The 11,490-nt window shown below is 69.8% G+C and carries 7 protein-coding genes; 3 read left to right on the forward strand and 4 right to left on the reverse strand.

What is annotated here, in order from left to right; translation table 11 throughout:
- Together GIY56_RS14595 and GIY56_RS14600 are read left to right on the forward strand one after the other, a co-directional pair.
- Complete coding sequence (locus GIY56_RS14595; protein WP_154765586.1) at positions 1-948, forward strand: glycosyltransferase family 2 protein; 948 nt, start codon at positions 1-3, stop codon at positions 946-948.
- Between the two features lie 2 nt (positions 949-950).
- Positions 951-5,603: a MupA/Atu3671 family FMN-dependent luciferase-like monooxygenase gene (locus GIY56_RS14600; RefSeq protein ID WP_154765587.1), complete on the forward strand. Its 4,653-nt coding sequence runs from the start codon at positions 951-953 to the stop codon at positions 5,601-5,603.
- Between the two features lie 31 nt (positions 5,604-5,634).
- On the opposite strand, the gene GIY56_RS14605 is transcribed toward GIY56_RS14600, so the two are convergent.
- A complete protein-coding gene (locus GIY56_RS14605; protein ID WP_154765588.1) occupies positions 5,635-6,849 on the reverse strand; it encodes a glycosyltransferase in 1,215 nt (404 codons plus the stop codon).
- Positions 6,850-6,998: 149 nt separating this feature from the next.
- Between GIY56_RS14605 and GIY56_RS14610 the strand changes: the two genes are divergently transcribed.
- The gene (locus GIY56_RS14610; protein WP_154765589.1) at positions 6,999-8,312 is read left to right on the forward strand and encodes an oligosaccharide flippase family protein; all 1,314 of its coding nucleotides are present in this window, start codon (positions 6,999-7,001) and stop codon (positions 8,310-8,312) included.
- Positions 8,313-8,687: 375 nt separating this feature from the next.
- Here the strand turns inward: GIY56_RS14610 and GIY56_RS14615 are convergent, their stop codons facing one another.
- The 3 genes from GIY56_RS14615 to GIY56_RS14625 form a co-directional block, all read right to left on the reverse strand.
- Positions 8,688-9,365: a sugar transferase gene (locus GIY56_RS14615; RefSeq protein ID WP_154765590.1), complete on the reverse strand. Its 678-nt coding sequence runs from the start codon at positions 9,363-9,365 to the stop codon at positions 8,688-8,690.
- A 270-nt stretch (positions 9,366-9,635) separates the two neighbouring features.
- A complete protein-coding gene (locus GIY56_RS14620) occupies positions 9,636-10,472 on the reverse strand; it encodes a glycosyltransferase family 2 protein (RefSeq protein ID WP_154765591.1) in 837 nt (278 codons plus the stop codon).
- The gene (locus GIY56_RS14625; RefSeq protein WP_154765592.1) at positions 10,469-11,449 is read right to left on the reverse strand and encodes a glycosyltransferase; all 981 of its coding nucleotides are present in this window, start codon (positions 11,447-11,449) and stop codon (positions 10,469-10,471) included. Before GIY56_RS14625 ends, GIY56_RS14620 begins: the two co-directional genes overlap by 4 nt.
- Positions 11,450-11,490 lie beyond the last annotated feature (41 nt).

The following is an 11,490-nucleotide window of genomic DNA, read 5'->3' on the forward strand; positions in this document are numbered from 1 at the left end:
ATGGCGGGAAGCGTGCACACGATCATCCTGAACTGGCGCACCGCCGACATGACGATCCGGGCGCTGGACCATGCCGCCGCCGCGATGCAGCCCGTCCGGGGCATGATCACCGTCGTGGACAACGATTCCGGCGACGGCAGCTTTGAACGCATCGCGGCGCATGTGGCCCATGCCGGTCTCGACCGGGTGCGGGTGGTGCAATCGGGCCGCAACGGCGGCTTCGGGGCCGGCAACAACGTCGCGATGTTCGACCCGCTGCCGGGGGGCGGGGCGCCGGATTATGTCTATCTTCTCAATTCCGACGCCTTTCCCGAACCCGATGCGATCACGACGCTGCGCGATTACCTGGACGGGCACCCCTCGGTGGGGCTGGCGGGCAGCAGGATCGTCGGGGAAGACGGCGTTCTGCACGACACGGCGTTCCGTTTTCCCTCGGTCGCCAGCGAGTTCGAGGGCGCGATCCGGACCGGTCCCGTGACGCGCCTGCTGCGCCGCCATGTCGTGTCCCTGCCGGTGCCGGAAAGCGCGGCCAGGGTGGATTGGACGGCAGGCGCCAGCCTGATGATGCGGCGCGCCATGCTGGACCGGATCGGGGGCTTTGACGAGACCTTCTTCCTTTACTTCGAGGAAACCGATCTTTGCCGCCGCGCGGCGCGCGCGGGCTGGTTCACCCATTACGTGCCCGAAAGCGTGGTCACGCATGTCGGATCGGCCAGCACCGGGATCAAGGAAATGGCGCTGCCGCCGGCCTATTGGTTCGACTCGCGCCAGCATTACTTTCGCAAGACCCTGGGACCGGCCGGCGCCGTGGCGGCGAACCTGGCGCATATCGCCGGGGGCCTGCTGTTCCGCCTGCGCTGCATGGTCGAGCGGCATCTGGACCGCGACGGTCCCGGACATCTGCGTGCCATCGCCCGGCACGGTTTCTCACTTCGACGCAAGAGGTAATCATGGTCCCTCTCACCCTGCTGCTGATCGGCAATGAATCCCTGACGCGGGAATGCGGCCTGCTGGCCGCGGCACGGGGACACCGGATCGCCGCGGTCGTGACCCGCCATCCCGGAACCGCCACCTGGGCGCGCGAGGCGGGCATCCCCGTTCACGCGCCCGCCAGCCTGCGGGACGGCTCCCTGAGCCTGGAGGTGGACTGGATCCTCAGCATCGCGAACCTGAACCTGGTGCCCGACGCGGTTCTGGCGCTGGCCCGGAAGGGGGCGGTGAACTTTCACGACGGGCCGTTGCCGCGCTATGCGGGTCTCAATGCCCCGGCCTGGGCGCGGATCGCGGACGAACGGCGGCACGGCATTTCCTGGCACCGGATCGAGGGCGGGATCGACGAGGGCCGCATCCTTGTCCAGCGTCCCTTCGCCATCGAACCCGAGGACACCGCGCTGACGTTGAACGCCAAGGCCTGGGAGGCGGGGCGGGAAAGCTTTCCCGACCTGCTGGACGCGATTGAATCGGACGCGCCGGGCATGGTGCAGGATCTGTCGCGGCGCAGCCTGTTCGAGCGGGCCAAGCGGCCACGCGCGGCGGGGCGGCTGGACTTCACGCGCCCGGCGGCCGAACTGGTCGCGCTTGTGCGCGGGCTGGACCACGGACCCTATGCGAACCCGCTGCTGACGGCCAAGATCGCGCTGGACGGGCGGGTCTTCGCGGTGGGCGCGATCGAGCCTGCGTCGGGAGGGGGCGCGCCCGGAACGATCCTGGCGCGTGACGGCGACGCCATCGTGGTCGCCTGCGCCGACGGGGCGGTCCGGCTGGACCGGCTTGTCCCGGCGGACGGGCGCACGGATGGTTTCTCTTTCCCGCCCGGCCGCGTTCTGCCCTCGCCGGGGGACTCCGGGGCGCTGGACCAGGCCGTGAGCGCGGCCGCCCTGCGCGAAGGCTTCTGGCGCCGGCGGCTGGTGGGGATGACGCCCGCCGTGCTGGAGCTGCTGCCCGAGACGGGCGAGGCCCGGCCCCGCGTGACCGAGGTGGTGCTGCCCCGCGCGGTCTCGGGCGACGAGGCCATCGCGCTGTTCGCCGCCGCCCTGGCGCGGGCCGCCGACCTCGAGGCGCATGACCTGGCCTTCGCCCGCGCCGTGCCCCAGGATGCCGCGGGCCATGTCGCCGACTGGGTGCCGCTGCATGTCGATGCCGGCGATCCCGGCCTGACGCTGGACGGGCTGGCCGCGCAGATCGCCAGGACGCGCGAAACGCTGGAAGGCGCGGGCTGGCTTGCCGACCTGCCCTTGCGGGTGCCCGAGCTTGCGTCGATGCAGCGCCCGCTGGCCACGGTGGCCGCCCCCGGGGCGGCGGCCCATGCCCCGGGCCTGACGCTTGGCCTGCCGCAGGGCCGGGCCGACCGGCTGGCCTTGTCCTTCGATGCGGCCCGGCTTGCGCCGCATACGGTCCAGGGCCTCGGGCGGTTGATGGCCCGCCTGGCCGCCGCGCCGGCAGATGCGCCGCTTCGCGCCGCCGAACTGGTGACGGATGAGGACCGCGCCCGCATCCTGGGTCCCTGGAACGACACGGCAAGATCCGTGGACCCCGTGACGATCCACGCGGCCTTTGCCGCCCAGGCCGCCAAAACGCCCGAGGCGACGGCGCTGGTCTTCGAGAACCGCAAGATCGGCTATGCCGAGCTTGACCGCCTGTCGAACCGGATCGCCCATGCGCTGAAGGCGCTTGGCACGGGACCGGACCGCCCGGTCGGGCTGTTCGCCGCGCGCGGTCCCGACATGGTCGCGGGTGCGCTTGGCATCCTCAAGGCCGGGGGGGCCTATGTGCCGCTGGACCCCGCCTATCCGGCGGACCGCATCGCCCATTACATCACCGATTCGGGTGCGGCGGTGATCCTGTCGGACGCCGGCCTGACAGATCAGCTTCCCGCCCACGGGGCGCGGGTGCTGACCTTCGGCGATCCCCTGATCGCCGCGCAACCCGACACCGCGCCCGGGAACGGGACCACGCCCGATAACCTCGCCTATCTCATCTACACGTCCGGCTCGACCGGGACGCCCAAGGGCGTGATGGTCGAACACCGCAACGTCGCCAACTTCTTTGCCGGCATGGACGACAGGATCCCGCATGACGGGGATGGCGTCTGGCTGGCCGTGACAAGCCTGTCCTTCGACATCTCGGTGCTGGAGATCTTCTGGACGCTGTCGCGCGGCTTCACCGTGGTGCTGGCGGGCGATGCGATGAAGGGCGCGGTCGGCGGGCAGGCGCAGGGCGGGGCCATGGACTTCAGCCTGTATTACTGGGGCAACGACGACGGCGTCGGCGCGCGCAAGTACGACCTGCTTCTGGACGGCGCGCGCTTTGCCGACAACCACGGCTTCAAGGCGGTCTGGACGCCCGAGCGGCATTTCCATGCCTTCGGCGGCCCTTATCCCAACCCTTCGGTCACGGGCGCGGCGGTGGCGGCGGTGACGAAGAACCTGGCCGTCAGGGCCGGCAGTTGCGTGGCGCCGCTGCACCATCCGGCCAGGATCGCCGAGGAATGGGCGGTCATCGACAACCTGACCGACGGAAAGGCCGGCATCGCCATCGCCTCGGGCTGGCAGCCCGACGACTTCGTGCTGCGCCCCGAGAACACGCCCCCCGCCAACAAGACGGCGATGTTCACGGCGATGGATCAGGTCCGCCGCCTGTGGCGCGGCGAGGCGGTCGATTTCCCGACGGCGGCGGGCGGCACCTTCGGCGTGGTGACGCAGCCCCGCCCGGTGTCCAAGGAGTTGCCGGTCTGGGTCACCGTCGCCGGAAGCCCCGCCACCTGGGCCGAGGCGGGGCGGCATGGCGCGAACGTGCTGACGCACCTTCTGGGACAAAGCATCGCCGACGTGAAGCAGCGCATCACCGAATATCACGCCGCCCTGCGCGAGGCGGGCCACGATCCGGCCGATTTCACCGTCACGCTGATGCTGCACACCTTCCTGGCCGACAGCCGCGACGAGGCGATGGAGGTGGCGCGCGGACCGATGAAGGATTACCTGCGCGCCGCCGCCGGACTGGTCAAGCAATACGCCTGGGCCTTTCCCGCCTTCAAGAAGCCGGCGGGCGTCAGCGATCCGATGGCGATCGACCTCAGCACGCTGACCGACGACGAGCTGGAAGGGATCCTCGAATTCGCGTTCCTGCGCTATTTCAACGACAGCGGGCTGTTCGGGACCATCGAGGACGCGACCGCCCGCGTGGCCCAGCTTCACGACATCGGCGTGACCGAGGTCGCCTGCCTGATCGACTATGGCATTCCCAAGGCGACGGTGATGCACGGCTTGCGGCCCCTGGCCGAACTGGTGCGGCGGGTGAACGCGGCGGCCGGGCCTGCGCATGACGATTTTTCCATCGCCGCGCAGATCCGCCGCCATGGGGTGACGCATCTGCAATGCACGCCCAGCATGGCGCGGCTGCTGGTCGCCGACCCGGCTGCGGCCCGGGCCATCGGCAGGCTGCACGCGCTGCTTCTGGGCGGCGAGGCGCTGCCGCCCGCGCTGCTGGCGGAATTGCAGGCGCTGACCCGCGCCCGCATCCTGAACATGTATGGCCCGACCGAGACAACGATCTGGTCCACCACCGCCGACCTCGGCGCGGGCGGCGCGCAGGTCACGCTGGGCCGGCCGATCAGCAACACGCGCCTTTACGTGCTGGACCCGGATGGCCGCCTTCTGCCGCCCGGCGTGGCGGGCGAGTTGTGGATCGGCGGGGCGGGCGTGGTGCGCGGCTACTGGAACCGGGCGGATCTGACCGCCGCGGCCTTCCGGCCCGATCCGTTCGCGCCCGGTGACGGCGCGCGGATGTACCGCACGGGCGATCTTGTCCGCTGGACAGAGGAAGGCGTGCCGGAATTCCTGGGCCGCGTGGACCAGCAGGTCAAGCTGCGCGGCCACCGCATCGAGCTGGGCGAGATCGAGGCCCGCCTGGAAGCGCAGCCCGGCGTGCGCGAAGCCGCGGTCGTGGCGCGCCCCGATGCGGCGGGCGGCGTGGCGCTGGTGGCCTTTGCCGCAGGCGATCCCGGCCTTGACCCGACCGCGCTGCGGACGGCGCTTCGGGATGTCCTGCCCGAGGTGATGGTTCCGTCCCGGGTCGTCGTCCTGCCCGAGATGCCCTTGACCCCGAACCGCAAGCTGGACCGCAAGATGCTGGCCCGGATGGACCTGCCCGTGGCAACCGCCCCGTCGCGGGAAACGTTGCCCGCCCCCGCGGTGCGGATCGCGGCGGCGGCTGCCGATCCCCATCCGTCCCGGGATCCGGCAGAGTTCGAGGCGCGGGTGGCCGCGATCTGGGCAAAGGCCCTGGGCCTGGAAGGCGTGTCGTCGCGCGACAACTTCTTCGCGCTTGGCGGGCATTCGCTGCTGGCGGTGCAGGTGCATCGGACGATGAAGGCGGATCTGGACCTGCCGCGGCTTTCCATCACGGACATCTTCCGCTTTCCGGTCCTGGGCGACTTTGCCGCGCATGTGGGCGGCAGGGCAGCGGCGCCGGGGAACGGCGCCGCGCCGGCCCAAGCCCCGAAAACCGTTGCCGCGCCAGAGGCGGCGCCTGCCCCCGGGCCGGGCAATCAGGCGGACGCCATGGCCCGCCGCCGTGCCCTGCGCCAGCAGGGGCACCAGCTTTGACAGGGGGACGCGACCAGCGGGAAGGCCGCGTTCAGGCGGCCTGCCCGCGGCAGGCGGCGGCGAACAGCGCGCCCAGCTTTTCCGCCTCGGCCGCCACGTCGTGATGGGCCAGCACGCGCGCCCGGCCGTTCAGGCCCATCCCGGCCATCACCTCGACCGGGGTCGCGGCCAGGGCGACCATCGCCTCGCCAAGCCCGGCCTCGTCGCCGGCGGGGACAAGCCAGCCGGTCTCTCCGGGACGGACCAGTTCGGGCACGCCGGCGATGGCCGTCGCCAGGACGGGGCGGCCCTGCGCCATCGCCTCCATGACGACCATCGGCAGGCCTTCGGCGAAGCTGGGAAGAACCAGCGCATGGCTGGCGGCCAGCTGGCCGCGCACCCCCGCCTCGTCCAGCCAGCCGGTCAGCGTCACCGCATCCCCCAGGGCATGGGCGGCGATCAGCGCCTCGATCTCGGGGCGCAACTCTCCGTCGCCGACAAGCGTCAGGCGGATGTCGGCGTTGCGGCGGGCCGCGGCAAGCGCCGGCAGCAGCGCAAGAAAGCCCTTCTGTTCGGAAAACCGCCCGATCGCCGCCAGCCGCAGCGGGCGGGCGACCGGAAGGGGGGGCGGATCGGGAAAGCGGGCCGGTTCGATGCCGCAATGCACGACATGGATGCGGTCCCAATGGCGGTGATCCACCCAGCGGCAAAGCTGGCTGCGCCCGTAATGGCTGATGGCCACGGCAAAGCGCGCCCCGGCCAGCTTGTCGCCCAGGCGGAGGGCGCGCGGGGCGTCGAATTCCTCGGGACCATGGGCGGTGAAGCTGTAGCCGATCCCCGCAAGCCGGGCGGCATGGCGCGCCACGTCGGTCGAGTTGGTGCCGAAATGGGCGTGCAGGTGACTGATGCCAAGCGCGCGCGCCCGGTTGGCGACCCGCGCCCCTTCCGCCAGATAGGCCAGGTGCCGGACGCCCCCGCGCCGCGCGTCCCGCAGCGCCGAACGGGCCGCAGCAGGCGCACGCAAGGCCGCGCGCATGAAGTCCTGCCCCAGGCGGATCGCCCCCGATTCAAGGACATGTTCGGTTTGCGCATGTTCCGACTGGTCGGCCGGATCGACCAGTTCGGCCGCGTTGCCGCGCATGGCGAAGCGATGGATCGTCCAGCCCGCGGCTTCGAGCGCCAGGATCTCTCGGCGGATGAAGCTGTGCGACGGGCGGGGATAGGTGTTGATGACATAACCGATCGCGGGCTTGTGGCCGAAAGTCATCTGGATCCTCGGGCAGGGGCGATTTTACCTTGGACGCAGCAGGCGGCAAAGTCCATAGAGGCCGCCTGACCGGCCCCGGCCCTGCCCTTCCCGACATCCCTCCGCATGGTTGACCACGTATCTTGACCAAACCGATTTCCAGCCTTTCGATGATGTGGCGTCGCGACAGCCTGGGTGCCCGGGCGCTGCGCAGTTCCACATGGACCACCTTCGGCTATGTCGTCTCGCAAGCCATCCGGCTGGCCTCGAACCTGATCCTCACGCGCCTGCTGGTGCCCGAGGCCTTCGGGGTCATGGCGCTGGTCACCTCGCTGATCGTCGGGCTTCAGATGTTCAGCGACATGGGAACGGGTCCGGCGGTGCAGAAAAGCGCAAGCGGCGACGACCCGGAATTCCTGGACACCGTCTGGACGGTGCAGGTCGTGCGGGGCGTCGTCCTGACGGGTCTGGCCGCGGCGATCGCCTGGCCCGTGGCCTGGCTTTACGGCGAGCCGATCTTCGCGCAGGTCTTTCCCGTCGCGGCGCTTTCCCTGTTCATCGGGGGCTTCATGCCGACGGCGGTGGATACCGCGATGCGGCATCTGCAGGTGGGCAGGCTGACCCGGCTGGAACTGCTGGCGCAACTGCTGGGCATCGCCGTCACCATCGCGCTGGCCGCCGCCATGAGATCGGTCTGGGCGCTGGTCTGGGGGGGCGTCGTTTCCAGCGCCATCAGCGTGGCGGTGATGCGGTTCGGCCTGGGTGGCCGCGCCAACCGCCTGTGCTGGGCGCCCGGACCCTTGCAGGAACTCAGCGGCTTCGGGCGCTGGATCCTTCTCAGCACGATCTGCGGCTTTCTGATCTTCAACGGCGACCGGCTGGTGCTGGGCGCCTATCTTTCGATGGACGAGCTTGGCATCTACAACATCGCCTATTTCCTGGGCAGCGTGCCGATCCTGCTGGGTTCGGCGATCTCGGGGCGGTTGTTCATTCCGCTGTACCGCGATTCGCCGCCGGCGGAATCACCCGAAAACGCCCGGCGCATCGCCGCCATCAGGCTGCGCCTGTCGGGCTTTCTGCTGGTGCTGGTGGCCGTGCTGGCCTTCAGCGGAGAGTGGCTGGTCAACCTGCTTTATGATCCGCGCTATGCCAGCGCGGGATACCTGGTCAAGCTGATCGCGCTGATCCAGATCCCGGCGCTGGTCATCCTGGGCTATGACGTGATCGCCCTGGCGCGGGGCGATTCCCGGCGGCTTTTCGTCGTGCAGGCGATCCGCGCCGTGATCTACATGGGCTGCCTGCTGACGGGCGCGCATGTCTGGGGGCTTCATGGCGCCCTTGGCGGGCAGGCGGCGGCCGCGGTGCTGATGTATCCGGTCACGGTCATGATGGTGCGCCATTATGGCGCCTGGCAGCCCCGGTCCGACATGCTGCTGGGACTGGCCGGAGGGGCGGTGGCCGCGGCCCTGTTCTGGTCGATCTGACAGGCACCGCCGCTGCCGGTCGGCGAGGCTCCGCCGAGGCGGTTCGGGCGGGCAGGGTTTTCATGTTCCCACGACGCCGATTGACGTAACGTGGTTAATGACGCACTAGTTCCATCCTTGGTTGAAATAGATTCTGGGTCGCCCGTGACGGTAGCTTCTCTCTTGGCCGCGATCGTGTTCGCCATGACGGCAGGCGGACTGGCGGCATGGTTCCTGGGCATCTGGTGGGGCATCGTGGCCTATACCGTCAGCGGCGCCCTTGTCCTGCTGGTGCTTGGGATGATCCGGGACATGCGTTCGGGATCGGGTCAGGGACCGATGCCGCTTGGCGGCAACGGCGCCGACCTGGGATCCGCACGGGCGCCCCGTGAAGGGTCAGACCCCGGTGCCCCGCATCACGACGGAGGTCGTCCGCCAGAGGGTCCGCAGATCGGCGGCAAGGGAAAGCGTGGCATTGTATTCGGCATCGTATTTGGCCCGCTCGGCAAAACTCGTGCCGTTCCGCTCCGACACCTGCCATAGGCCGGTCAGGCCGGGGCGAAGAAGGTAATAATCCGTCCCGGGATAGATGGGGCGCTGCTCGACCATCATCGGGCGCGGCCCGACCAGGCTCATGTCCCCGCGCAGGACGTTGAAAAGCTGGGGCAATTCGTCCAGGGAACTGCGCCGGAGGAAACGGCCGAAGCGGGTGATCCGGGGATCGTTGCGCAATTTCTGCGTCACCTCCCATTCCAGCCGGGCTTCCTCGTTCGTGGCCAGATAGGCGGCCAGGCAGGTGTCGGCGTCCGGCACCATGCTTCGCAGCTTCCACAGCCGGAACGTGCGCCCTTCCAGGCCGACCCGGTTCTGGCTGTAGAAGGGGTTCGAGCGGTCGCAGGCCACGATCACGGCCAGCATCGTGACAAGGAACAGCACGATCGGGGCGGCGGCAAGAACGATGGCGATGTCCAGGACGCGCTTGCCGGCCCGGCGATACAGGCCCGGGGATTCCGACGGAGGACAAATCACGTTTGGTGTAATATCGAGAAACTGCAACTCAGAATTGTGAAACATTGCCGACAGCCCCTGAAACACTGAACTCGGTAAAATTCTCGGCTTTTTTTGCCCGTTAATGTTCTCTTAACGATTGCATAACATGGGATCACTTGGGAAGTTGGTAATTGGTGTTATTTGACTATCCTTTTGGTTAGGCGCGGCGTTTCGTTAACGTTAACGCACGAAACCGGTTCCGGCGGAGACCGGATTCGGGACAGGGCGTTCGCGTCAAGGGTGATCGCGTCAGGGGTGATGCCTGCGCGGCGCGGAACACCCGCGGCGGGCGCCCTAGCGGTTCCGCGCCCAGCCGTTCCGCTTGCGGCGCAGCCGCGTGGCGATGCCCACGGCGGCGTAGCTGAGAAAGCCGAGCGGGTCGGCTGCGGCAAGGCGGCCAAGCTCTGGCCAGGCGGGCCGGTCGTCGAAGTTCCGCATCATGTCGGGGTAAAGCCGCGCAAGCTCTCGCATCCCGTCGTTCTGCCTGCCCCGCACCCGTGTCAGCGCCAGGAACCCTTCGCTGATGGGCCAGGAATAGGGGGCATCGACCAGGACCCGCTCGGACGGGGCGAACAGGCCGCGCACGAAGGCGTCGTCGGCGATGATCGGGGGAAAGCGGTGCCAGCGTTCGCGCCCCGGCCCGTTCACCGCGAACAGTCCGGCACCGGACACCCCGCGTGTCAGGAAGGGCAGGCCTTGCCAGAACCGGGCATAGCGCCGCGACAGGGCGGACACGGGCGGCGGCACCCGAAGCCTTGCCCCGGCATAGACGGGACCGGGGCGGTCCAGCGCATCCATCAGCCCCCGCAGCAGACCGGGACCGCACAGGATGTCGGCGTCCAGATACAGCCGCGCCGCGGCCCGGGCCTGTTCGTCGCCCTTGTTCAGCGCGCCGATCTTTCCGCCCTCGTCCAGCTCGGCCACGGTCAGGGGCCAGCCCCGGCCGGCAAACGCGGGTTCGCGCGCGCGCGCGACGGCGGCGGTGTCGTCCCGGCAGCCGTTCGGCACCACCACGACCTGCACGGTCCTGTCCCCAAGCCCCTGCTGGGCAAGCAGCGCGTCCAGGCACCCGCCGATCCGTGCCGCTTCGTTGCTGGCCGGGATGATGATGCTGAGGGAAGGGCCGGTCATTTGTATTCGATCAGCCCGCGCGGGCGGGCAAGGCGCGTCCGGCGCAGGTGGTATTCGATGGCGCCCAACGCCTCGGGGAACTTGCCCAGGGTCGTGAACAGCGCCCGTTCCAGTCCCATGCGGCGGCTCAGGCGGGCGACCTGCAGGGGATAGGCCAGCAGCAGCGCGGCGGCGGCGGCCGGGCTGACCGCCAGGGACGCCAGCACAGCCGCCGGCAGCGCCGCCCCCCACAGGACCGCGCGGCGGGTTTCGGCCACCCAGTGCCGTTCGGGACCCAGGCCATGCAGCGCCGCGCCTTCGGCAAAGGCATGGCCCGCGCGCCGCGACCGGTTCCACCACTGGCCAAAGCGCAGCAGCGCGGCGTCGTGGCGCGTCATCTCGGCATCCAGCCGTTCGATCCGCCAGCCCGCGCGCAACAGGCGCAGGCACATCTCGGGTTCCTCGCCGGCGATCAGGTCGCCGCGATAGCCGCCGATCCCCGCCAGGGCCGCGGCGCGCAGCATGGCGTCGCCGCCGACCGCGCGGGCCGGTCCGACGGGCGTGGCCCATTCGGCGTCGATCAGGCGGTTGTAGCGGCTGGCCTCGGGGCGCAGTTCGCGCCTGCGGCCCGCGACCGCCGCAAGGCCCGGGTCGGCCTGCATCCGGGCGGCGGCGGTTTCGATCCAGCCCTCGACGATCTCGCAGTCGCCATCGACGAACTGGACGAAGACCGGCGGCCGCCCGCCTTCCATCAGTTGCGCGAATCCCGCGTTCCGGGCCCGGGCGGCGGTGAAGGGACGCGACAGGTCAAGCTGCACGACCTCGGCCCCCAGATCCCGGGCGCGCCGGACGCTGTTGTCGGTCGAACCGGAATCGACGTAGACCAGCCGGTCCACCCGTCCGGCAAGCGAGCGCAGGCAGGCCGCAAGGCGTTCGCCTTCGTTCCGGCCGATGGCCACGGCGCCGATTGCGGGAAAGGACGGGGTGTCGGATTGCATGTGCCGGTTGTGCTGTCGTGGGCGATGATCTTATCATAATG

The sequence above is a fragment of the Paracoccus lichenicola genome (assembly GCF_009708075.1).
In the GTDB taxonomy this organism is placed as follows: Bacteria; Pseudomonadota; Alphaproteobacteria; order Rhodobacterales; family Rhodobacteraceae; genus Paracoccus; species Paracoccus lichenicola.

Excerpts from the sequence above, each read along its gene's own strand:
- GIY56_RS14595 (WP_154765586.1), top strand. The coding sequence starts at position 1 with ATGGCGGGAAGCGTGCACACGATCATCCTGAACTGGCGCACCGCCGAC.
- GIY56_RS14600 (WP_154765587.1), top strand. The coding sequence starts at position 951 with ATGGTCCCTCTCACCCTGCTGCTGATCGGCAATGAATCCCTGACGCGG.
- GIY56_RS14605 (WP_154765588.1), bottom strand. The coding sequence starts at position 6,849 with ATGACTTTCGGCCACAAGCCCGCGATCGGTTATGTCATCAACACCTAT.
- GIY56_RS14610 (WP_154765589.1), top strand. The coding sequence starts at position 6,999 with ATGATGTGGCGTCGCGACAGCCTGGGTGCCCGGGCGCTGCGCAGTTCC.
- GIY56_RS14615 (WP_154765590.1), bottom strand. The coding sequence starts at position 9,365 with ATGTTTCACAATTCTGAGTTGCAGTTTCTCGATATTACACCAAACGTG.
- GIY56_RS14620 (WP_154765591.1), bottom strand. The coding sequence starts at position 10,472 with ATGACCGGCCCTTCCCTCAGCATCATCATCCCGGCCAGCAACGAAGCG.
- GIY56_RS14625 (WP_154765592.1), bottom strand. The coding sequence starts at position 11,449 with ATGCAATCCGACACCCCGTCCTTTCCCGCAATCGGCGCCGTGGCCATC.